The 22,295-nt window shown below is 62.8% G+C and carries 22 protein-coding genes; 11 read left to right on the top strand and 11 right to left on the bottom strand.

Annotated elements, in window-relative coordinates:
* Position 1 precedes the first annotated feature (1 nt).
* The gene (locus AC1DYW_RS12170; RefSeq protein ID WP_457153615.1) at positions 2 to 520 is read left to right on the top strand and encodes a DUF995 domain-containing protein; all 519 of its coding nucleotides are present in this window, start codon (positions 2 to 4) and stop codon (positions 518 to 520) included.
* 28 nt (positions 521 to 548) lie between these two features.
* Here the strand turns inward: AC1DYW_RS12170 and AC1DYW_RS12165 are convergent, their stop codons facing one another.
* The 3 genes from AC1DYW_RS12165 to AC1DYW_RS12155 are packed head-to-tail and all read right to left on the bottom strand — an operon-like array spanning position 549 to position 2,879.
* Positions 549 to 998, bottom strand: a complete 450-nt coding sequence (locus AC1DYW_RS12165) for a DNA polymerase III subunit chi (RefSeq protein ID WP_095086373.1) — start codon at positions 996 to 998, stop codon at positions 549 to 551.
* A 28-nt stretch (positions 999 to 1,026) separates the two neighbouring features.
* The gene (locus AC1DYW_RS12160) at positions 1,027 to 2,517 is read right to left on the bottom strand and encodes a leucyl aminopeptidase (RefSeq protein ID WP_457153614.1); all 1,491 of its coding nucleotides are present in this window, start codon (positions 2,515 to 2,517) and stop codon (positions 1,027 to 1,029) included.
* Positions 2,517 to 2,879 (bottom strand): hypothetical protein, encoded by a 363-nt coding sequence (locus AC1DYW_RS12155; RefSeq protein ID WP_143748785.1) that lies wholly within the window; start codon positions 2,877 to 2,879, stop codon positions 2,517 to 2,519. Before AC1DYW_RS12155 ends, AC1DYW_RS12160 begins: the two co-directional genes overlap by 1 nt.
* On the opposite strand from AC1DYW_RS12155, the gene lptF reads away from it, so the two are divergent.
* The 6 genes from lptF to rsmA all read left to right on the top strand — a co-directional run bounded on the left by lptF (position 2,869) and on the right by rsmA (position 10,500).
* Positions 2,869 to 4,065: an LPS export ABC transporter permease LptF gene (gene lptF, locus AC1DYW_RS12150; protein ID WP_477226282.1), complete on the top strand. Its 1,197-nt coding sequence runs from the start codon at positions 2,869 to 2,871 to the stop codon at positions 4,063 to 4,065. The genes AC1DYW_RS12155 and lptF overlap by 11 nt on opposite strands.
* Positions 4,062 to 5,147: an LPS export ABC transporter permease LptG gene (gene lptG / locus AC1DYW_RS12145; RefSeq protein WP_477226442.1), complete on the top strand. Its 1,086-nt coding sequence runs from the start codon at positions 4,062 to 4,064 to the stop codon at positions 5,145 to 5,147. Before lptF ends, lptG begins: the two co-directional genes overlap by 4 nt.
* Positions 5,147 to 7,582: an LPS-assembly protein LptD gene (locus tag AC1DYW_RS12140; RefSeq protein ID WP_477226281.1), complete on the top strand. Its 2,436-nt coding sequence runs from the start codon at positions 5,147 to 5,149 to the stop codon at positions 7,580 to 7,582. Before lptG ends, AC1DYW_RS12140 begins: the two co-directional genes overlap by 1 nt.
* Before the next feature lie 90 nt (positions 7,583 to 7,672).
* Positions 7,673 to 8,611, top strand: coding sequence for a SurA N-terminal domain-containing protein (locus AC1DYW_RS12135; protein ID WP_457151708.1), 939 nt, complete (start codon positions 7,673 to 7,675; stop codon positions 8,609 to 8,611).
* Positions 8,612 to 8,624: 13 nt separating this feature from the next.
* Positions 8,625 to 9,641, top strand: a complete 1,017-nt coding sequence (gene pdxA / locus AC1DYW_RS12130; RefSeq protein WP_477226280.1) for a 4-hydroxythreonine-4-phosphate dehydrogenase PdxA — start codon at positions 8,625 to 8,627, stop codon at positions 9,639 to 9,641.
* A gap of 25 nt (positions 9,642 to 9,666) precedes the next feature.
* Positions 9,667 to 10,500: a 16S rRNA (adenine(1518)-N(6)/adenine(1519)-N(6))-dimethyltransferase RsmA gene (gene rsmA / locus AC1DYW_RS12125; protein ID WP_457151710.1), complete on the top strand. Its 834-nt coding sequence runs from the start codon at positions 9,667 to 9,669 to the stop codon at positions 10,498 to 10,500.
* 36 nt (positions 10,501 to 10,536) lie between these two features.
* On the opposite strand, the gene gmk is transcribed toward rsmA, so the two are convergent.
* The 3 genes from gmk to mltG all read right to left on the bottom strand — a co-directional run bounded on the left by gmk (position 10,537) and on the right by mltG (position 13,469).
* Positions 10,537 to 11,193 carry a guanylate kinase gene (gene gmk / locus AC1DYW_RS12120; RefSeq protein WP_095086392.1) on the bottom strand — a complete coding sequence of 219 codons (657 nt, stop codon included), beginning with the start codon at positions 11,191 to 11,193 and terminating at the stop codon, positions 10,537 to 10,539.
* 3 nt (positions 11,194 to 11,196) lie between these two features.
* On the bottom strand, positions 11,197 to 12,087 hold the full coding sequence (locus AC1DYW_RS12115; RefSeq protein ID WP_457151711.1) for a YicC/YloC family endoribonuclease: 891 nt from the start codon (positions 12,085 to 12,087) through the stop codon (positions 11,197 to 11,199).
* A gap of 158 nt (positions 12,088 to 12,245) precedes the next feature.
* Positions 12,246 to 13,469: an endolytic transglycosylase MltG gene (gene mltG / locus AC1DYW_RS12110; RefSeq protein WP_457151716.1), complete on the bottom strand. Its 1,224-nt coding sequence runs from the start codon at positions 13,467 to 13,469 to the stop codon at positions 12,246 to 12,248.
* Between mltG and AC1DYW_RS12105 the strand changes: the two genes are divergently transcribed.
* A complete protein-coding gene (locus tag AC1DYW_RS12105) occupies positions 13,375 to 13,644 on the top strand; it encodes a hypothetical protein (RefSeq protein WP_477226447.1) in 270 nt (89 codons plus the stop codon). The two genes, mltG and AC1DYW_RS12105, sit on opposite strands and share 95 nt — an antisense overlap.
* On the opposite strand, the gene fabF is transcribed toward AC1DYW_RS12105, so the two are convergent.
* The 4 genes from fabF to fabD all read right to left on the bottom strand — a co-directional run bounded on the left by fabF (position 13,632) and on the right by fabD (position 17,123).
* Positions 13,632 to 14,894 (bottom strand): beta-ketoacyl-ACP synthase II, encoded by a 1,263-nt coding sequence (gene fabF / locus AC1DYW_RS12100; protein WP_095086397.1) that lies wholly within the window; start codon positions 14,892 to 14,894, stop codon positions 13,632 to 13,634. The genes AC1DYW_RS12105 and fabF overlap by 13 nt on opposite strands.
* A 34-nt stretch (positions 14,895 to 14,928) precedes the next feature.
* The gene (locus tag AC1DYW_RS12095; RefSeq protein WP_006203723.1) at positions 14,929 to 15,165 is read right to left on the bottom strand and encodes an acyl carrier protein; all 237 of its coding nucleotides are present in this window, start codon (positions 15,163 to 15,165) and stop codon (positions 14,929 to 14,931) included.
* 212 nt (positions 15,166 to 15,377) lie between these two features.
* Positions 15,378 to 16,115, bottom strand: a complete 738-nt coding sequence (fabG, locus tag AC1DYW_RS12090; protein ID WP_095086399.1) for a 3-oxoacyl-[acyl-carrier-protein] reductase — start codon at positions 16,113 to 16,115, stop codon at positions 15,378 to 15,380.
* Between the two features lie 60 nt (positions 16,116 to 16,175).
* The gene (gene fabD, locus AC1DYW_RS12085; RefSeq protein ID WP_477226279.1) at positions 16,176 to 17,123 is read right to left on the bottom strand and encodes an ACP S-malonyltransferase; all 948 of its coding nucleotides are present in this window, start codon (positions 17,121 to 17,123) and stop codon (positions 16,176 to 16,178) included.
* A 253-nt stretch (positions 17,124 to 17,376) separates the two neighbouring features.
* On the opposite strand from fabD, the gene AC1DYW_RS12080 reads away from it, so the two are divergent.
* Positions 17,377 to 19,329 carry an LTA synthase family protein gene (locus tag AC1DYW_RS12080; protein WP_477226441.1) on the top strand — a complete coding sequence of 651 codons (1,953 nt, stop codon included), beginning with the start codon at positions 17,377 to 17,379 and terminating at the stop codon, positions 19,327 to 19,329.
* 45 nt (positions 19,330 to 19,374) lie between these two features.
* On the opposite strand, the gene AC1DYW_RS12075 is transcribed toward AC1DYW_RS12080, so the two are convergent.
* The gene (locus AC1DYW_RS12075) at positions 19,375 to 21,021 is read right to left on the bottom strand and encodes a pilus assembly protein TadG-related protein (RefSeq protein WP_477226278.1); all 1,647 of its coding nucleotides are present in this window, start codon (positions 21,019 to 21,021) and stop codon (positions 19,375 to 19,377) included.
* Between the two features lie 467 nt (positions 21,022 to 21,488).
* Between AC1DYW_RS12075 and rpsF the strand changes: the two genes are divergently transcribed.
* Together rpsF and rpsR are read left to right on the top strand one after the other, a co-directional pair.
* Positions 21,489 to 21,989 carry a 30S ribosomal protein S6 gene (gene rpsF, locus AC1DYW_RS12070; protein WP_023761609.1) on the top strand — a complete coding sequence of 167 codons (501 nt, stop codon included), beginning with the start codon at positions 21,489 to 21,491 and terminating at the stop codon, positions 21,987 to 21,989.
* On the top strand, positions 21,989 to 22,237 hold the full coding sequence (gene rpsR / locus AC1DYW_RS12065) for a 30S ribosomal protein S18 (RefSeq protein WP_006203718.1): 249 nt from the start codon (positions 21,989 to 21,991) through the stop codon (positions 22,235 to 22,237). The genes rpsF and rpsR overlap by 1 nt, the downstream gene beginning before the upstream one ends.
* Positions 22,238 to 22,295 lie beyond the last annotated feature (58 nt).

The following is a 22,295-nucleotide window of genomic DNA, read 5'->3' as shown; positions in this document are numbered from 1 at the left end:
CGTGAAACGAGTATTGGGGAATTGTATCGGAACGGCGGTTGCCTGTTCCATTGGTGTCTTTGCCTTCCAGCTTCCCGCGGCAGCGATGACAGCGGCGCAGGTCGCCGAACTGGCCAGCCAAGCGGAGGCGGTGCCCGATGCGGGTATCTACCAGATGTACCAGAACCGTTCGTGGCTCTGGGGTCAAAACGGTGCCGGATTTTTTGCCGTGCAGCGCCGCCAATTCAGCGCCTGGACCTCGGACAAGGGCAAGCTGGGCTACGGCGACGGCATCTGGTTCCTCCCTGGAGGAGGCAAGCTGTGCTTCCGCGCAAAATGGCACGGAGCAGGAGGCGACTCCGACGCCCTCACCTGTTTCGAGCATCGCCAGGCCGGCAGGGTGGTTTACCAGCGCAAGATTCCGGATGGCGACTGGTACGTTTTCAGGAGTTCGGATCGCAACATGGCGGACGAGTTCATGAAAGTAAAATACGGCGACTATGCCACCTGGAAACAAAACCGGATCAAGGCAAAGCCGTAGACAGGGTCATCGGCGACAAGCTGCTGGCCTACGCCTTGCGCTCCCAGCGGCGGTCCGGCGTCTGCTGCCAGTAGGTGACGGCGTGGCCGGCGTCCTTCATCGTCTTCCAGTGCCCCCGGGCCGCCTCGACCTGGGCGGCATCGTGGCCGTCGAACAGGAACACCGCACGCTCGTAACCGCCAAGCTCGGGCGGCATGGCGCCATCGACCAGGAAGCGGATTTTTGCCTCGTTGAGATTGCCGTCGCCGGTGGTCAACAGGATCGGCTGTTCACCGGGATAGGCCTCACGATCGGTTGCATGGGCGAGGAACGAATCGTCGCGAAAAGTCCAAAGATGCTGGTCGAGCGCATCGCGGCGTTCCTCGGTGCCGGTCTGCACCACGGCGCGCCAGCCACGGTCGATGCTGCGCTCCAGGAGGCCGGGCAGTGCATCCTCCAGCGTCGATTCGGTCAGGTGGTAGAACAAGACGTCGGCCATCGCCTCAGCCTATACCGGATGAACCCGCTTACTGCTCATAATTGTCTCGCACCAGCCGATCGAGCAGCCTGACGCCGAAACCGGAACCCCAGGACTGGTTGATCTCGTTCGATGGCGAGCCCATCGCCGTGCCGGCAATGTCGAGATGCGCCCATGGGGTCTCCTTGACGAAGCGCTGCAGGAATTGCGCGGCGATGATGGCACCGCCATAGCGGCCGCCAATGTTCTTCATGTCGGCATTCTTGGAATCGATCAGCTTGTCATATTCGGCGCCGAGCGGCATGCGCCACAGCCGCTCCTGCGTCGCCTGCCCCGCCGCCGTCAGCCTTTGCGCCAATTCGTCGTTGTTGGAAAACAGGCCGGCATGGTGCTGGCCAAGCGCCACCATGATGGCGCCGGTCAGCGTCGCCAGATTGACCATGAATTTCGGCTGGAAACGGTCGTTGCAGTACCACAGCGCGTCGGCCAGCACGAGGCGGCCTTCGGCGTCGGTGTTGAGCACCTCGATGGTCTGCCCCGACATCGAAGTGACGATGTCGCCGGGGCGCTGGGCATGGCCGTCGACGGCGTTCTCGACCAGGCCGATGACGCCGACGACATTGGCCTTCGCCTTGCGCGCGGCCAGCGCATGCATCAGGCCGGTGACGGCGGCGGCACCACCCATGTCGCCCTTCATGTCCTCCATGCCGGAGGCCGGCTTCATCGAATTGCCGCCAGTGTCGAACGTGACGCCCTTGCCGACGAACGCAACCGGGCTGTCCTTTGGCTTGCCGCCGTTCCACTGCATGATCGCCATGCGGGCGCCGCGCGGCGAGCCCTGCGCGACACCGAGCAGCGAGCCCATGCCGAGCTTCTTCATCTCCTTCTCGGCCAGGATCTCGACCTTGACGCCGAGCGCCTCGAGTTCCTTGGCGCGGGCGGCGAACTCAACCGGCCCAAGCACGTTTGCCGGTTCGTTGACCAGGTCGCGCGCCAGAAGCACGCCGTCCATCACCGCCTCGGCGTCAGCGAAGGCCTTCTTCGCAGCGGCCGGAGCGGCGGTGTGGATGGTGACCTTGACCGGCTTTTTCGGCTCGGCCTCGTCCTTGTCCTTCCTGGTCTTGTACTTGTCGAAGGCATAGCTGCGCAGAAGAATGCCTGCCGCGAGGCTTGCCGCCTCCTTGCCGCTCGGCGAGGCGCCGACCATTTCGAGCACCACGGCCACGTCGGTCGCCTTGCGCAGCGACCCGGCAATGGTGCCGCCAAGCTTCAGCCACGCATATTCGTCGAGCCCCGACACCTTGCCGGCGCCGATCGCCACCAGCCTGTCGAGCGACGCTCCTTCGGGCGCCAGAACTTCGACGGTGCTGGCGAACTTGCCGGTGAATTCGGCGACCGGAAAGGCCCGCTCCAATGTCTTGCCCGGATCGCAAGCCTTGGCGGCGTCGCTCAGGCCGCCCTCATCCGCCGACAGCACGAAGACCGTGCCATTCTTGGGCGCGGAAAATTTGGCGAAGGCGATCGACGGTCTTTGGCTCATCATGTCCTGCTTTCGGAAAATGCGTAGCTTTTGGGGAAGTGGTTCGAAGCGATGCGCGACATTTGGTCGTTTTCCCGCATTTGGCAAGACTTTGCCAAATTCGCACCCCATATGACCAACGGAATCGATGGTGATTCTTCGCGGCACGGCCCCGCTTTTTGCCGCAACTTGTTGTTAACCATCGATGTTTTCCCTTTCTTATCCATTGCCGCCGACACTCCGACCGCCGGGGCGCGCGCAATGTGGGACGGAACCGGATCGACCATCCATGGAGCCAGTTGTGCAGGCGCCGCCGGACAGCTACCTTGTGCGGTGGCATGATGCCGTTCGAGAAAATCGAGAAAAGCCTTCATGAAGGTCATTGAACGCTACATCATGCGCCGCGCTTTCGTGGTCTTCCTGGCTGCGCTGGTGTGGACGCTGGCCATCGTCTGGACGACGCAAGTGCTGGCCAAGATCGACCTGGTCACCGACAGCGGCCAGTCGTCGCTGACCTTCTTCGAGGTGGCCGCTCTCATCCTTCCCTCCATCATCCCGATCGTCGTGCCCTTTGCCGTGGTGGTGGCGGTGGCACAGACACTCAGCGTCATGAATTCGGATTCCGAGCTCGCCGTCGTCAACGCCGCGGGCGCCTCGCGCTGGACGATCGTGCGGCCGATCATGCTTCTGGCACTCGCGGCCAGCGTCTTTTCCTTTGCCGTCGACAATGGCATCGACCCTTATGCTCGGCAGAAGAACCGGGCGCTGGTGGCGGCGTCGCACGCGGACCTGCTGTCGCTGATCATCCAGGAAGGCACCTTCCGCAAGATCGAGGATGGGCTGTTCCTGCAGATCGGCGAGCGGCTTCCCGACAATCGGTTGGGCGGTATCTTCGTCGCTGATTCGCGCGAAGAAGGGGTCAACCTCGTCTACTACGCCAAGACCGGCAGCATCATCGAACGCGGCGGCGAAAAGGTGCTGATGATGAATGACGGGGTCATTCATCGCAAAACACTGACCGGCGACCTGTCGGTCATCCGGTTTACATCCTATGCCTTCGACATGTCGGCCTTCATGGCGGCGGCCTCGGAGGTGACGCTACTGCCGAAGGACCAGACGACGCAGTACCTGCTCAATCCAAACCCCAACGACAAGAACTACCAGCAAATCCCGCTTGAATACCGGGCCGAGCTCAACCAGCGGTTTTCGGAATGGACCTATTCCATCGTCTTCGCACTGATTGCGCTCGCGGTCGCCGGGGACGCGCGCTCGCACCGCGAGGCACGCGTCAATCCGCTGATCACGGCGATTTCAGTATCGCTGTTCGTGCGCTGGCTGGGCTTCTTTGCCGCCAGCAAGGCCGATGAGGTCCCGCAATATGCCTATATGGTCTACGGCGTGCCCATCGTGGCATCGGCGGTGGCGATCTGGTTCATCGTATCCAACCGGACCTTGGAACTGCCGGTAGCCTGGGCGGACTGGATGACCAATTTCGCCACCCGCATCGGTGACAGCTGGAACGCGCTGAAGCTGCGTTTGTCCGGCACTTCAGGGCAAGGGGTCGGCTGATGGGCTGGACGCTGGGCCGCTATTTCTTCTTCCGCTACGTGACGATCACCTTCTGGTTCTTCATCGGCCTCCTGGCGCTGGTGTTCCTGATCGATTTCACCGAGCTTTCCGGCCGCACCACCGGCCTGCCCGGCTTCACTTACGGGACGGCGGTGGCCATTTCCGGGCTGCGGATGCCGATGATCATGCTGCAGACGGTGCCGTTTGTCGGCCTGTTCTCGGCGATGGCGACGCTGGTGTCGCTCAACCGGCGCTACGAGCTGGTCATCGCGCGTTCCGCCGGCGTTTCGGCCTGGCAATTCCTGTTGCCGTGCTGCATCGGAGCGTTGCTGTTCGGCATCCTGTCGGTAGGCGTCATCAATCCACTCGCCGCGCACGCCTTTTCCTGGTCCGAGCAGATCGAAACCGAGCTGCGCTCCGGCAAATCGAACACGGTTTCGGCCGATGCCGCACCCTGGATCCGGCAGAAAACCAGCTCCGGGGACACCATCATCGGTGCGCGTGCCATCCTCAACCAAGGCCTCGAGATGGCCGATGTCGTCTTTTTCGTTCTCGACCCGCAAGGCAACATCGTCGAGCGCAAGGATGCCGCGCGCGCCCTCCTGCGCGACGGCTATTGGGAATTGCAGGACGTCAGGACGTTCCAGAACGGCACGATCCAGGCAGCGACAAACGATCGCGTGCCGACCAATCTGAAGCCCGAATTCGTGCAGGAGCGGCTGGCGCGTCCCGAAACCATTCCGTTTTATGATCTGCCCGGAAAAATCGAGGTTGCCCGCTCCTTCGGCCTCAAGGCAAATGCCTTTGCCATGCAGTTTGATTCGCTGGTGGCGTTGCCGTTCCTTCTCGTCGCCATGACGCTGATTGCGGCAACGGTATCAATGCGATTTGCTAGGATGGGACAGTCAGCGACGATGATTCTGGGTGGCATCGTCGCCGGCTTTCTGCTTTATGTCGTTTCGGTTCTGGTGAAGGCATTCGGCGTGGCGGGATTTGTGCCGACTGTCGTAGCCGCCTGGGTCCCGGTCGTGGTGGCTATGTTCTTCGGGGTGACTTTCCTGCTATACAAGGAAGACGGCTAGTGAGGGAGGCGTTTTTGCCCAGCAACAGGCAGGCCGGTTTGGCGCGCCTCTATGCGGCTAGCGCCTTGGCGTGCCTGCTTGCCTGCGCCGTGCCGATGCCCGCGCTTGCGCAGGACGTCAGCGACATGGCGGCCACGGTTCCGTCCGGCTCGCAGATGCTGCTGGCGGCCGACACGCTGGTCTACAACAACGACAACCAGACGGTGACCGCCGTCGGTGGCGTGCAGATCGACTACGGCGGCAATCGCCTTGTCGCCCAGCGGGTCGAATACAACCGCAACACCAAGCGGATGGTCGCTAGCGGCAATGTCGAGGTCGTCAACAGCGACGGCACCAAGATCAATTCGGAACATATCGACATCACCGATGATTTCGCCGACGGCTTCGTCAACGCTTTGCGCGTCGAAACGATCGATAAGGCCTATTTTGCCGCCGAAAGCGCCGAGCGCATGGGCGGCGTGCTGACCACGTTCCACAATGGCGTCTACACCGCCTGCGAACCGTGCGAGGACAAGCCCAACAAGGCGCCGACATGGCGCGTCAAGGCCAGGAAAATCATCTGGAACGGCGAGAAGAAGACGGTTCGCTTCGAGAACGCGAATTTCGAGTTTTTCGGCTTCCCGCTTGCCTACCTGCCCGCGTTTGAGATTGCCGACCCGACAGTGAAGCGCAAGAGCGGCTTCCTGATCCCCAGCATCGTCTACAAGAGCGATCTCGGCGTCGGCGTAAAGGTTCCCTATTATTTCGCCTTGTCACCGACCTACGACCTGACCGTCACGGGCACCGGCTACACCAAGCAAGGCTTCCTCGGTGAGGCCGAGTGGCGCCAGCGCTTCAACAATGGTCAGTACAGTTTGAAGATTGCCGGGATTCAGCAGCGGGATCCTGATGCCTTCCTGGACACGGATGCATTCCCGGCCACGGCTGGCCACAACATCAATTCGGGTGAAGTTGGCGATCCGAACAAATTCCGCGGGATGATGGGCACCCAGGGGCAGTTCGCCATCAATCCGCGCTGGAATTTCGGCTGGGACGTGCTGCTGCAGACCGACAAGAACTTCTCGAACACCTACGGCATCGACAAGTACGGCAGCAGCGTCCACCAGTCGTCGGTCTACCTGACGGGTCTCAACGGCCGCAACTATTTCGACCTGCGCGCCATGCACTTCGAGGTGCAGGAAGATACGCCCAACAGCAATATCTCCGCACGCAGCAACCAGCAGCCCTGGGTGCTGCCGACGCTCGACTACGCCTATATTCCCGACATATCAGTGGCCGGCGGTCAGTTGTCACTCAATGCCAACGCGCGCGTCATCCGCCGCGACGATCTCGATCAGACCTACTTCACCCCCTACACACCGGCGTCGGGTGTCCAGCGTGTCCGCGGCATCGAAGGTGAATCCGGACGTCTCACCACCGAGGCCGAGTGGAAGCGGTCCTTCGTCACCGATAATGGGCTGGTGCTGACGCCATTGCTCGCGCTGCAAAGCGATGTCGACTACGTCAACGCGTCATCGGCTTCGCTTGCCGCCGTCAACCAGATGGCAACGAATTTGGGCCAGCAGGACGATATGCGTTCCTCGTTTGCCCGTTTCATGGCCACCGCCGGGCTCGAAATGCGTTGGCCGGTGCTGTTTTCGGCTGCCAATTCGAGCCATGTGGTCGAGCCGATGGCACAGGTCTTCATGCGCCCGAACGAGCAATATGTAGGCGGGCTCGCGGTTCCCAATGAAGACGCCCAAAGCATGGTCTTCGACGCGACCACGTTGTTCGAACGCGACAAGTTTTCCGGCTACGACCGTGTCGAAGGCGGTTCGCGCGCCAATGTCGGCCTGCGCTATTCCGGCTCCTACAACAATGGCTGGGGCACCAATGCCATTTTCGGCCAGTCCTATCAGATTGGCGGCGAGAATTCCTTCGCCGCGCCGGATCTGGTGAATGTCGGCGCCTTCTCGGGCCTCGACAACACCAAGTCGGACTATGTCGGCCTGTTTGGCGTCAACAGCCCCAATGGCTTTGCCGCCTCGGTTAGCGGCCGGTTCGACGAACAGAGCTTTGAAATGCGCCGCGGCGAGCTAAAGGCCGCCTATACCGGCCTGCCGGTATCGCTGACCGCCAAATACGCCTTCATCCAGGCACAGCCGCTTTACGGTTTCACGACCGACCGCCACGAAGTCACGCTTGGTGCGTCGACGCATCTCGCTGAGAACTGGCGCGTCTTCGGGACCGGAACCTATGATTTGCAGGAAAGCCTGCTGGTCAGCGACGGCGTCGGCTTCGCCTACAACGATTCCTGCTTCACCTATCTGATGACGTACTCGCAGTCGCGCGACCTGAACACTCGGGAGGTGTCGCAGACCATCGGCTTCAACCTGTCGTTCCGTACCCTCGGCGATTTCGGCTCGTCGAGCAGTGCCATCGACACGATCCAGTAACAGTCGGCGACATCGTTTCGCCGCATAGGGCTGGCACGGATTTCGTGCACCCGGAACGCATGAATTGGGCGGAACCGGGATAGAATTGGGATGCCAACGATGAGGAAATATCTGTTTTCAGCAGGGTTCGCGCTGCTTTTGGCGGCGACGTCCGTGTCGGTCACCGTGATGACGCCGCCGGCTTTCGCCAGCGAGATCAAATACGTCGTCAACGACGTTCCGGTCACCTCCGGTGACATCGCGCATCGCGCCGCCTTCTTGAAGCTGCAGCGCAAGAAGGGCGATGCCGCCCAGGAAATGATCGACCAGACGCTGCGACTGGCCGAGGCCAAGCGGCTTGGTATCCGCATCAGCGATGCGCAGGTCGAGGCTGCCTACCAGCGCTTTGCCTCGAACAACAAGATGCAGCTCAGCCAGCTCGACGGCGTCATGGAGAAATCAGGCGTCACCAAGGGCCACTTCAAGGAATTCATCCGCGCCCAGATGGCCTGGAACCAGGCCTTGAGCGCGCGTTACCGTTCCGGCGATGGCACCGGCGCCGTCAGCGAGCAAGACCTTGTCAGGAAGATGCTCGAAAAAGGCGGCTCCAAGCCGAGCGCTACCGAGTACATGCTACAGCAGGTCATCTTCGTGGTACCAGCCGCCGAGCGCAGCGCGACGCTGGCCAAGCGCAAGCGTGAGGCTGACGCCATGCGCGCCCGCTTCAACGGGTGCAACACGACGCATGAGTTCGCCAAGGGCCTGATCGACGTCACCGTTCGTGACCTGGGCCGGGTGCTGGCGCCGCAACTGCCGTCGGACTGGGCCGAACAGATCAAGGCGACCAAGGTCGGTGGCGCAACCGTCACGCGCGAGACCGAACGCGGCGTCGAATTCATCGGCATCTGCTCGTCGCGCGAAGTCTCGGACGATAAGGTTGCCCAGATGGTGTTCCAGAGCGAAGGCTCAGGTGGTGACAAGAACGCCGATGAACTCAGCAAGAAATATGTCGACGAGTTGAAGGCGAAAGCCCGCATCGTCAAGCGCTGACGTGGGCAGCACAGTGAGTGCGCTCGCCTTGAGCGCCGGCGATCCGTCCGGCATCGGGCCGGAGATCGCGATTGCCGCGTTCATGGCGCGTGAGACCGTCGCGTTGCCTCCCTTCTATCTGCTCGCCGATCCGGCGCTGATCGCCTCCCGGGCCCGCCTCCTCGGCATTTCGTTGCCGGTCGTTGAAACGACACCCGCGCAAGCGGCGCAAGTGTTTGGCCGCGCCCTGCCGATCGTGCCGCTGGCTGCTCGCTGCATCGACAGCCCCGGCCGGCCGGACCCGGCCAATGCGGCCGCCACCATCGAAGCCATCGACCGCGCCGTCGCCGACTGCCTTGCCGGCGACGCCGCCGCTGTCGTCACCTGCCCGATCGCCAAGAAGCCCCTCTACGATGCTGGCTTTGGCTTTCCCGGCCACACTGAATATCTGGCGCATCTGTCGGCCCGACACACTGGCGTCGAGGCGATGCCGGTGATGATGCTGGCCGGCCCCGAGTTGCGCACCGTCCCAGTCACCATACACATCGCGCTGGCGGCGGTGCCCAAGGCGCTGACCACCGAATTGATCGTCGCGACGGCGCGCATCACCGCTGCCGACCTCATCGGCCGCTTCGGCATCGCCAGGCCGCGGCTGGCCATTGCCGGGCTCAATCCGCATGCGGGTGAAGGCGGTGCCATGGGCCTCGAGGACGAGCGCATCGTGCGCCCGGCGGTCGACATCCTGCGAGCCGAAGGCATCGACGCTTTCGGCCCCCTGCCCGCCGATACATTGTTCCACGCCCGGGCCCGGGCCGGCTACGACGCGGCCGTGTGCATGTATCACGACCAGGCGCTGATTCCGGCCAAGGCACTGGCCTTCGACGAGGCGGTCAATGTCACGCTCGGCCTGCCCTTCATTCGCACCTCGCCCGACCACGGTACGGCCTTCGACATCGCCGGCAAGGGCGTGGCGAGGCCCGACAGCCTGATGGCGGCGCTGAAGCTCGCCAGGCGATTGGCCGACAGCGGCACGAGGGCCGCCGCAGTATGAGCGCTTCCTGCCTGAGCCTGCGCGCATGAGCATCGATGGGCTGCCGCCGCTGCGCGAGGTGATCGAGCGTCATGGGCTGCAGGCAAAGAAGGCGCTCGGCCAGAATTTCCTGTTCGACCTCAACCTCACCGGCAAGATCGCCCGCACCGCCGGCGACTTGTCCAATGCAACCGTGATCGAGGTCGGTCCCGGCCCCGGCGGGCTGACCCGCGCATTGCTCGCCAACGGGGCGCGCCAGGTCATTGCCATCGAGCGCGACGAACGCTGCCTGGCGGCGCTCGCCGAAATATCGGATCATTATCCCGGCCGGCTGGAGATTGTATCCGGCGATGCGCTGAAGACGGACTTCGCAGCCCTTGCCGATGGGGGAGCCGGCGGCCCGGTCAAGATCATCGCCAACCTGCCCTACAATATCGGCACGGAGCTGCTGGTGCGCTGGTTGACGGTCGGCGAATGGCCGCCCTTCTATGCATCGATGACCCTGATGTTCCAGCGCGAGGTGGCCCAACGCATCGTCGCCACTCCCGGCAGCGATGCCTATGGCAGGCTTGGCGTGCTGGCCGGCTGGCGCACACAGGCCAGGATCGCCTTCGACGTGCCGCCCCAGGCGTTCACACCGCCGCCCAAGGTCACCTCGTCAGTGGTGCATCTGGAGCCGCGCGCGACACCCCTGCCCGCCGACGTGAAAAAACTCGGCCGCGTCACCGAAGCCGCCTTCGGCCAACGCCGCAAGATGCTGCGGCAGAGCGTGAAAAGCCTCGGCGGCGAAGCCTTGCTCGAACGCGCCGGCATCGATCCGACACGCCGCGCCGAAACACTCAGCGTCGAGGAATTCGTGCGCCTGACCAACACGGTATAGCTTTCTTCTCCCTGTTCACAGGGGAAGGAAGAAGCATCAGCCGGTCTTCTCGTCCAACAGTCCCGAGACGAAATCGAACAGGCCGGGCCGGCGATCGCGTCTCAGCCGCTCGGCGACGACGATGCCGCGCACTTCGGCGAAGGCGCGATCGAGGTCGTCATTGACGATGACGAAATCATATTCCTTCCAGTGCTCGATCTCGTTGCGGGCGTTTTTCAGCCGCGTCTCGATCACCGCCTCCTGGTCTTCAGCGCGACGCTTCAGCCGCGCCTTCAATTCCTTCATCGACGGCGGCAGGATGAAAATCGAGACGATGTCGGCACGCATCTTCTCCTTGAGCTGCTGTGCGCCTTGCCAGTCGATGTCGAACAGCATGTCGCGCCCTTCAGCCAGCGCCAGTTCTGCCGGCTCGCGCGGTGTCGCGTAGCAATTGCCGTGCACTTCGGCCCATTCCAGCAGGGCGTCGGAATCGCGCAGCCGCTCGAAATCGCGCATTGTCCGGAAATGGTAGTGAACACCCTCGATCTCGCTGCCGCGGCGCGGTCTGGTGGTGACCGAGACCGACAGTTCGAGGCTGGAATCGCTTTCCAGAAGGTTGCGCGCAATCGTCGACTTGCCGGCGCCGGATGGCGACGACAGGACGAGCATCAGGCCCCGGCGGCGAATGCGGGACCCTAAATCCTTGGCAACCATCGGCTACTCCAGATTCTGGATCTGTTCACGAAACTGGTCGACCACGGCCTTCAGTTCCAGCCCGATCGCGGTGACCGTAGCGGCGTTCGACTTCGAGCACAGCGTATTCGATTCGCGGTTAAATTCCTGTGCCAGAAAATCGAGCTTGCGGCCGACCGCGCCGCCGCCCTCAAGCAGTGCCCGACCAGATGCGACATGCGTTTTCAGGCGGTCGATCTCTTCGCGAATATCGGCTTTGGTGGCCAGGAAAGCCGCCTCCATGTGCAACCGGCTGGCGTCCAGATTGGCGGACGCGTCCATCAGCAGCCTGACCTGCTCGGCCAGGCGTTCGCGGATCGCCGCCGTCTCGCGCGACGGATCGGCCTCGGCCCGCAGCGTCAGCGCCTCGATTGCGTCGATATGGCCCGCCAGCAGCAGGGCCAGCGCAGCACCTTCGCCCTGTCGCGCCTGTTCCAGCCCTTTGAGGGCCACCTCGAGCGCAGCCGTGATCGCGATGTCGAGCGCGGCGCGCACCTCTTCGGTTTCGACAGTCTCGGGAATATCGAGCACGCCGCGCAGCGAAAGCAATCCGTCCGATGTCGCGGGGGCGACACCGAACTGCTCCTGCAACCGCTTGGCGAGCCCCGCAAGGTCCTTCAGAAAGACTTCGTTGACGACGGGCTGCGCCTGAGCGCCGGCGGCACGGCCAATGGTCAGCGTCGCCTGGAAATTACCCCGCGCAAAGCGCTTCTGAAGCGTCTGCCTGACAGCCGGTTCCAGCCGTTCGAAACCTTGCGGCAATCGCAGCCTCACCTCGACGCTTTTGCCGTTGACGGACTTGACCTCCCAGGCGATCGCGGTGCCTTCATGCTCGGCGACGGCACGCGCAAAACCGGTCATGCTCTGCAAATTCATATCGCCCACAAGTCCCTGGCACATCGCTCCGAAACCGGTTTTCCGGAGGGGAGCACGTGCGGCTTAAAAATGACTGCGCCGCAGGCACGCCGAAATCGGACGCGCCGCGCTGCTCCAAATGTCAGGGGCGCCGCGTTGTGGCAACGCCCTTCTTCGTCCTACTGGGCAGCGCCCGCATCGCCGCCGCCGCTGTCGTCGCCTGCGTCAGCCGGCTTGTCAGCATTGCTGTCAGCCGGCTTGTCGGCATTGCCGTCGGCCGGCTTGTCGGCATTGCTGTCGCCGGCGCCGGTGGTGTTGGCGCCTTTGGCGGCGTCGTCGGCCTGCTTCTTCTGCAACGCGCGATAGCGGGCGACGTTCTCATTGTGCTCTTCCAGCGTCGCGGCAAAGACATGCCCGCCGGTACCATCGGCGACGAAGTAAAGATCGTCGGTCTTCGACGGATTGGCCACCGCCTCCAGCGCCGCCCGACCCGGATTGGCGATCGGCGTCGGTGGCAGGCCGTTGATTACATAGGTGTTGTAGGGCGTCTGCTTCTGGATGTCCGACTGGTAGATCGGCCGGTCCGCCGGCTTGCCCTTGCCGCCGAACAGACCGTAGATGATGGTTGGGTCGGATTGCAGGCGCATGCCCTTGGCCAGCCGGTTCAGGAAGACCGCGGCAACCCGTGAGCGCTCGTCACCCTTGCCCGTTTCCTTCTCGACGATCGAGGCCAGCGTAACGAACTCTTCGACATTGGCCAGCGGCAGGTCCGGCGCGCGCCGCTGCCAGACTTCGTCGACCAGCTTCTTCTGATCTCCCAGCAGCTTGTCGATCATCTGCTGGCGTGTCGCGCCGCGCGTGAAGCGCAGCGTGTCGGTGGCGAGGCTGCCTTCGGCAGGAGTGGTCGCCGGCATACCGCCGCTCAAGGCCGGCTCATCGGCGATGCGCTGCAGCGCCTGCTCGACCGTCAACCCTTCTGGAACGGTCAGCGAATACATCACCGACTTGCCGCTCTTCAAAAGCTCCATGATGTCGCGCATGGAAGCCTTGGGCTTGATCTCGTACTCGCCGGCCTTCAACGCCGAATCATTGCCGTAGGCGCGCACGCCAAGGCGGAAGATCCGGGCGTCGCTGATCAGTCCGCGGCGTTCGAGCTGGTCGGCAATATCCTGGACGCCGGTATTCGGCTTGACCAGGAACGTGTCGCCATTGGCCGAGGGGCCAGCTTCGGTGAATTCCTGCTTGCCGAAATAGACCGCGGCGCCGGCCGCCAGAACCATCAGCATCACCACGGAGATGACGAAGTTCATGAACACGACGACCTGGCTGCGCGAAGCACGCGAGCGCTTCGGCGGCGGTGTGCCGGCCTCCGGCCGCAAGGCCTCGCTCGCCGTCTTCGGCATGATCGGCCCCGATGCCGGACGCTGTCCGAATTCTCCGTTGCCCGCCGGATTTGTGTTCATTTTGCCCTACCGTTTGATCGCTCAACGAATCCCCTGCGGCAGAGTAGGGGCGAATATGGCAAAATTGACGGCATGCCGAAGCATCGCCGGGCAGTTGGACGATCAGCCATTATAGCGCTGGAAGACAAGCGAAGCGTTGGTGCCGCCAAAGCCGAAGGAATTGGACAGTGCAACGTCGATCTGGCGAGCGCGCGGCTTGTTGGGCACCAGGTCGATCGCGGTCTCGCGCTCCGGGTTGTCGAGGTTGATGGTCGCCGGCGCGACATTGTCGCGAATGGCGAGGATCGAAAAGATCGCTTCGGCAGCACCGGCCGCCCCCAGCAGATGGCCGATCGACGACTTGGTGGACGACATCGAAATCTTAGACGCGGCATTGCCGACAAGCCGCTCGACGGCGCCGAGTTCGATCGTATCGGCCATGGTCGAGGTGCCGTGCGCGTTGATGTAGTCGACATCGGCGGGCGTCAGCTTGGCCCGGTTCAACGCCGCCGTCATGCAGCGGAAGGCGCCGTCGCCGTCTTCGGCAGGCGCTGTGATGTGATGGGCATCACCGGTGAGGCCGTAGCCGGTCACCTCGGCGTAAATCTTGGCGCCGCGCGCCTTGGCATGTTCGAGCTCTTCAAGCACGACGACGCCGGCGCCCTCGCCCATGACGAAGCCGTCGCGGTCGCGGTCATAGGGGCGCGACGCCGTTTGCGGCGCATCGTTGCGATCGGTCGACAGCGCCCGGCACGCGGCGAAGCCGGCGATCGACAGCCGCGTCACCGGCGCTTCGGCGCCACCGGCGACCATCACGTCGGCATCGCCCCACATGATCAGCCGGGCAGCGTCGCCAATAGCGTGCGCACCGGTCGAACACGCGGTGACGACGGCGTGGTTCGGGCCTTTCAGCCCGTGCCTGATCGAGACCTGCCCGGAAACGAGATTGATGATCTGGCCCGGGATGAAGAACGGGCTGATGCGGCGCGGGCCGCGTTCCTTGAGGATCATCGCGTTCTCGGCGATGCCTTCGATGCCGCCTATGCCGGAGCCGATCAGCACGCCGGTGGCGCACTGCTCGGCATGGGTTTTTGGCTCCCAGCCGGAATCCTTCAGCGCCTCGTCGGCGGCGGCAATCCCGTACAGGATGAAGTCGCCGATCTTGCGCAATTCCTTCGGCTCGAGCACGGCCTCGGGATTGAAGGTGGCATTGCTGCCATCGCCACGCGGAATGACGTGGGCGATCTTGCAGGCAAGATCCTCCACCTCAAACTCGGTGATGCGCTTGGCTGCACTGCGGCCGGTCAGTAGTTCCTTCCAGCTGTGCTCGAAGCCCATGCCGAATGGCGACAACAACCCAAGGCCCGTGACGACGACACGCCTCATCGCAGGTCCTCCCCGGTGATGACTGCGGAAAGCGTCAGGCGGATGCCTTGTCGATATACTTCACCGCGTCGCCGACGGTCAGGATGGTCTCGGCCGCATCGTCGGGGATCTCGACGCCGAATTCTTCTTCGAACGCCATGACGAGTTCGACCGTGTCGAGGCTGTCGGCGCCCAGATCATCGATGAAGCTCGCCTGCTCCGTCACTTTGTCGGCATCGACACCAAGGTGCTCGATGACGATCTTTTTGACGCGCTCTGCGGTGTCACTCATTTGGGGCATCCTCGTCTTTTGTTTGTCTGTCTTCGTTAGCGGGCAGAATGCCGCTAATCAAGCTGAAAGATGGTCCTGCCGGAAACGCAACGGCTACGGACCGGTTTTTGCCCGAACCGCCGGGTTGCGGGCCGCATTACACGAAAAATAGCTGCGGTCCAAGCCGAAATGGTCTCTTTTCACAAGCCGGCAATAACGCCGCCGGACCTCGTTCAGATCATCGCCATGCCGCCATTCACATGGATGGTCTGGCCGGTGACGTAGGCGGCTTCGTTGGAGGCGAGATAGGCAACGGCGGATGCGACTTCAGCGCCGGTGCCCATGCGGCGCGTCGGGATCGCCGCCATGATCGCCTCCTTCTGCTTGTCGTTGAGCTTGTCGGTCATCGCCGATTCGATGAAGCCCGGGGCGACGCAGTTGACGGTGATGTTGCGGGTGGCGATCTCCTGCGCCAGCGATTTGGAAAAGCCGATCATGCCGGCCTTGGAGGCGCAGTAGTTGGCCTGGCCGGGATTGCCGGTGACACCGACAACCGAGGTGATGTTGATGATACGACCGTGACGGCGGCGCATCATTGGATGGGTGAGCTCGCGGGTCAGCCTGAAGACAGCGGTCAGGTTGACCTCGAGCACGGTATCCCAGTCGGCGTCCGACATGCGCACGAACAGCCCGTCCTTGGTGATGCCGGCATTATTGACCAGGATGTCGACGCCTTCGAGATCGGCCTCCGCCTTCTGGCCGAGCGCCTTGACCTCGTCACGGTTCGACAGGTTGGCCGGGAATAGCTTGACCCGATCGCCAAGCTCCGCGGCCAGCGTCTCCAGTTTCTCGACGCGCGTGCCATGCAGGCCGACGATGGCGCCTTGCGCATGCAGCACCCTGGCGATCGCCTCGCCAATGCCTCCCGATGCGCCGGTGACGAGTGCCTTGCGGCCAGTCAATTCGAACATTTTTGTCTCCTGATTGAGAGGGGAACACCCTTTGCACGGGCAGGGCCAAATGGCACTAGATTAAGCAAGCGTCGCCAGCACCGCCTCGACATCAGCCGCGGAGCCCACCGACGCGGTGGCGATGTCGCGGTTGATGCGCCGCGCCAAGCCTGAAAGCACCTTTCCGGCGCCGATCTCGTAAAGCGTGGCGATGCCGTTTGCGCCGAACCATTCCACTGTCTCGCGCCAGCGCACGCGGGCAATTACCTGATCGACCAGACGCCGCGCGATCTCGTCCGGATCACTGGTCGGGGTGACGGTGACGTTGGAGACGATGGGAACCACCGGGGCGGTCTTCGCCACGCTGGCCAGAGCCTCGCGCATGATGTCGGCCGCCGGCGTCATCAGCGCAGAATGGAAAGGCGCCGAAACCTGCAACATCAGCGCCCGCTTGGCGCCCTTTTCCGTGCAGAGTTTCGCCGCCAGCTCCACTGCGCCCTTTGTGCCTGAAATGACCAGCTGGCCGCCACCATTGTCGTTCGCCACCTGGCAGACAGAGCCAGCCCCTTGGGCAGCCTCGGCGCAGGCGGCTTCTACATCCGCCTGTTCCAACCCGATGATAGCCGCCATGGCGCCCTCGCCGGCCGGCACCGCCGCCTGCATGGCATTGCCCCGGATGCGAAGTAGCCTGGCGGCATCGGCAACCGAAACGAAGCCGGCGGCCGCGAGCGCCGAATATTCGCCCAGCGAATGGCCGGCGACATAGGCGACCTTGTCCTTCAGCGAGAAGCCGCGCGATTCCAGCGCCCTGATCGCGGCCAGCGAGACCGCCATCAGCGCCGGTTGGGCATTGGCGGTCAGCGTCAATGCCTCCTCCGGCCCTTCCCAGATCAGCTTCGACAGGTTTTCGCCAAGCGCGTCGTCCACCTCCTGGAAGACCCTGCGCGCCTCGGGAAAGGCATCGGCGAGATCCTTACCCATGCCGACAGCCTGGCTGCCTTGTCCAGGAAAGGTGAGTGCAACGGCCATATGAGGGCTCCCAAGGGCTGGTTTTGCTTGCCCGATAGTCGGGTTTTTCTTGCCTGTGACGCAAGGCAGGCCGCCAAGTCAAGCCCAGTTCGACCCTGGCCGGCGGCACCATCGCCGGCCGAGTGCCTGTTCCGAAAGGCTTTTTGGCGATCACTCCTGATGAAAACTGCTCACGAATCGTTTGCTGGCTCTTCTTATTTCCGCCACAGGCGCTAGCTTTGCGTGACAATTATATGACAATCGAGTGACGAGTTTGTCGCTGGGTGGGGAAGTTAAAGTGGCAAAGAGTTCTAAACGCGTCGGCAAAGCCGCGCCACAGTTCCTGGAAGACGACCCGTCCACCGGCTATCTGCCGGGCAGGACATGGCCGGTCGTGCGCTATGGGCTGGTCAGCCTGGCGATCGCGGCCGTCATGGTGTTTGCGATCGAATTGATTGTCCGCGGCGACTTTGCCGGCACGGTCGCCTTCTTCCTGCAGCCGCTCAAGCCGGGCTGGACTACCATCGTCGTGTTCGCGCTGATCCTGATCGGCCTCGATGCCGTGCTTGGCCGCAGCCACCAGAGCCTGATGATCGTCGCGCCGCTGACCCTTTCCCTTGCCTTCGTCGGCCACCAGAAGTCGCATTATCTCGGCGACCCGCTCTATCCCACCGATTTCCTCTACGCGCGCCAGATCTTCGCGCTGTTGCCGCTCCTGGTGCGCGACCGGCCGATGACCGCGCTCACGATGGTGGTCGGCATCGTCGCCGGCCTGTCTCTGCTCGTCTATGGTTGGCGGCTATGGCGGCGCAAGGTTCCGGCGCTCAGCCGCAAGGGCCGCCTTGCCCGGCTGACGCTGGCGGTTCCGCTGCTCGCCTTCTTCGTTTCGATCATGGACTACGCCACCTTCTCCTGGACCAGGGACCGGCTGCAGATCATCCCGATCATGTGGGACCAGAAGGAAAACTATGCGTCCAACGGCTTTGCCCTGGCCTTTGCCCTCAACGTGCCGATGGCCCATGTCTCGGCACCGCCAGGCTATTCAGACAAGGCAATCGCGGCGATCGACAGGACCGATGTGACCGCCTCGATGCCGGCGGAGAAGCCCGACATCATTATCGTCATGAGCGAATCCTTCTGGGATCCGACCAAGCTACCCGGCGTCACCATCACGCCCGACCCGATCCCCAACGTGCGCGCGTTGCGCTCGGGCTCGATGTTCTCGCCCGAATTCGGCGGCATGACCGCCAACATCGAGTTCGAGGCGCTGACCGGCTTTTCCAATGCCTTCCTGCCGGCCGGCAGCATCCCCTATCAGCAGTATGTGCGCACGCCGACGCCTTCGCTCGCAACCTTCCTCAAGAGCCAGGGCTACCGGGCGCGCGCCATCCATCCCGGCACCAACTGGTTCTGGAACCGTGGCGCGGTCTACGCTGATTTCGGCTTCAACGATTTCAAATCAGAAGAGACGCTGCCGCCCTTGCAAAAGCGCGGGCCGCTGGCGTCCGACGCGGCGATGACCGACGAGATCATCAGCGAGGCCGACGCCAGCGATGAGCCGGTGTTCTTCTTTGCGGTCAGCCTGCAAAACCACGGCCCCTACGAGCCGAACCGCTATTACAATCCGACCCATACGGTGCAGGCCCCGATCAGCCGATGGGCACGCGAATCGCTGCTTAGCTACGCCGAGGGGTCAGCCGACGCCGATCGTGGCCTTGAACGCCTTGTCGAATGGGCGAAGAAACGCTCCCGTCCCACCGTGATCGCCTTCTTCGGCGACCATCTGCCGCCGCTGGGGCCGGTCTATGTCGAAACCGGGTTCCTGAAAGACAATGTCGCGCCGCGCAAGGAACCGACGCCGCAAGCCGCACTTGAACATCACCAGACGCCGCTGATCATCTGGTCGAACCACTCCGGTCCGGTCGAGAACCTGGGCGCGGTGAGCCCGGCGTTCCTGCCCTATCATATCCTCACCACCGCCGGCATCACCCACCCCTACTACACCGGCTTCCTGGGTGAGATGCGCGAACGCTACCGCGTCGTCGACCGCAATTTGTTGCTGACGCCGACGGGCGAAGCCACGCCAGATTGGGCACGGCAGAAGGAAATCGATCCGACGATCCGCGATTTCCGCCTGCTGCAGTACGACATGATGTTCGGCAAACGCCTCGCGGCGCCGGACTTCTTCCCCGAAACGGTCGACAAAATTGTCGCCCATACGAGTTGAGCCAAACGATCCCGTGAGGATCGAGCCTGGCGACCCTTCACACGTTCAATCCGTCAATTGCAGCTTCGAGAACTTGTTGGCGATCTGCTGGAAGACGTCCGGCAGTTTGGTCGGATCGTTGACGGCATAGTAGCCGCTCGGATCCGAGGCGCACGCGCTGTAAAGCGAGCGGTTGGCGGCGGTGTCGGATTGCAGCACCATGGTGTAGATTTGCACGCCCTCGTTCTTCAACTGCGTGCAAACGCTTTTGGTCCAGCCGTCGACATTGCGCGCTGCGGTCGCCTGGCTGTCCGATCCGAAACGGCCACCTGCGAGATAGCCATAGGATGTGTAGTCGGACTTCGTCGGCTGTTCGCTGGCGCCATAGACGACGTTCTCTCCGTCGGTGAGCAACAGCACGATCTTGCTGACGCCGGGCGTCTTCCACGCCGCTCCATCCGTGTAGGGCGCGGCGGGCGACAGCACCCGCATTCCCCACGACAGGCCCTCGGAGACATTGGTGCCTGAACCGTTCCACTCGGTCATCTGGCTTGCTGCCTTGCGCAGCTTATCGAAATCGTCGGTCAGCGGGACAACGGGTGTGGGACAAGCGCGGTTCGGGCCAACGGTGACTGGGGTGCCCGTCTCGGTGATGAACTCCTTGGCGGGCGCAACATATTTGGCGACCTTTTCCTTGGCGCTCGTACCGGGCGTCAACAAATCGCCGAGCAGATCGCTGAGATCGATGCCGAGAAGGTTGCCCTTCTGCTTGGCGAGCTTCGTCTTGTCGCTGACGTCGTCGAGGTAGGAATTGTTGTAGTATTTGTCCGAATTGCCATAGGAGGCAGACGGCTTCTGGGCAACTTCGGGATCGTCCGGCGCAAAATACGGAACAAACAGCGTGTCGGGCTCGTCCGGGTCGGGTGGGGTATCGGAAATGTTGTAGGCGCCCGGCCGCGCCTCGACACAGCCCTTCCATCCGGTGTTGTTCCATCCGGGCTCGGTCCATCCAGTCTGCTTGAGCTGCTTGAAGAGCGCCATATGATTGGGACGCTTGCCGTCGATGACCGGGAAATTGACGCCGTTGGTGGAGGACTTGCCGTCCATATCGATCCAGGACGGGTCGAATTCATCGCCATCGACGTTGACGGCCGTGACGAACGGAACCAGCGAGGCGCGAATCTGGCGCGTCGGCGATTTTGTCGCCTCGAGCGTGTCGAGCAATGATTTGGTCGCCGTCCTCAACGCCGTCATGCGCGCGCCGGCCATGGAGCCGGTGTTGTCCAGCACCAGCACGACTTCGAGCTGGTTGTTCGATTCGACGGCGGAGGCATCGACCTCGATGTGCTTTTCCTTGCCGAACAGGAAGGCAAAGTTGAGAGTGACGTCGGCTGAGGCAACCGCCTTCGTCTTGACGAAATTGACGCCTTTGTCGACCGTCAACGTCGCCTTCGCATTGCCGAGTTCGCCATGGCCGGCGATGTTGGCCTGGAAATAGCGGTCAAAGGCGTCATTGCGGGTGATATCGAGATCGCCCAGATGCGAAGAGGCAAGGTTTGCCGCATCGAGGGCATTCTGCAGGTTGCTCTTGGCCCGCATCAGGGTGGAGACATCGGTTGCGAAGGCGACAGCCGTGAGGATGGCCGGCAACCCCAGCCCCAGCACAAGCGAAAAATTGCCGCTCGTCGAGCGCCAGAACTTGTTAAGAAGCATCCTTACCCCCCGGAAATGCTTGCCGCTTTTGTGCGCGGATTGGCCTGGCTTCTTCGCCTTCTTTGATGGATCGAGCGTTGACGGCAGGATCTCAACTCCACACAACCTGACATTGTGGTTAAGGCCCGGTTGCCGGAAACCACGAAGCCTTGCCATTGTTGCTGCTTGATTTTTCCGCCCCTGCGACACAAGGGAATGCCGCTTGCGCTTGCGTTGTGGGCGGATTGCTGTATAGACGCCCCCAATCTGCCGGTCCCAGCTGGGGGCTGAACGGAGGGCCGGAGGTTTTTTCGAAAACCTTCGTGTGAAGACAGAAGTGCTTCCGCCTCCCGTGTCTCCGCTCTCGACCGTCTCGTCATGCTCCTTTCTTCCCCGCCCCCTTTTACCGGGAACAGCGGGTCAGAGAAGTTGCAGAGGCTTTTGCCGCCGGGAACCGGAAGAGAAACGAAGAAAGGCACTGATACACTATGGCTCTTTACGAACATGTGTTTCTTGCCCGGCAGGACCTCTCGCAGCAGCAGGTCGATGCGCTTGTCGAACAGTACAAGGGCGTCATCTCCGCAAATGGCGGGTCCGTCGGCCGGGTCGAGAACTGGGGACTGAAGTCCCTCACCTACCGGGTCAACAAGAACCGGAAGGCTTACTACACGCTGATGGACCTGAACTGCCCGCCGGCCGCGCTCAACGAGATGGAGCGCCAGATGGGCCTGTCCGAAGACGTGCTGCGTTTCCTGACCATCAAGGTCGAAGCGCATGAGGAAGGCCCGTCGGCCATGATGCAGAAGCGCGAAGAGCGCTCGGAACGCGGCGGCTTCGGCGACCGTGACCGTGGCGATCGTGGTCCGCGCTCATTCGGCGACCGTGATCGCGGCGACCGTGGCGATCGTCCGCCGCGCTCGTTCGGCGACGCCGGTGCCGATCGTGGTCCGCGCCGTCCGCGCGAAGGCTTTGAAGGGGGTGCAGAATAATGGTCGACATCAACCAGATCCCGACCCGGCGCCCGTTCCATCGCCGCCGCAAGACCTGCCCGTTCTCCGGCGCCAACGCCCCGAAGATCGACTACAAGGACGTGCGTCTGCTGCAGCGCTACATTTCCGAGCGCGGCAAGATCGTGCCGTCGCGCATCACCGCCGTCAGCCAGAAGAAGCAGCGCGAACTCGCCAAGGCGATCAAGCGCGCCCGCTTCCTCGGCCTGCTGCCCTACGTGGTTCGCTAAGACTTTCGAGCGGGCGGCTTGCCGCCCGCTTTTTTAACCTCGGCGACGGGCGCCGCGG

The organism is Mesorhizobium sp. P2_D5 (assembly GCF_056404355.1).
This window is presented reverse-complemented; position numbering and strand designations above follow the sequence as displayed.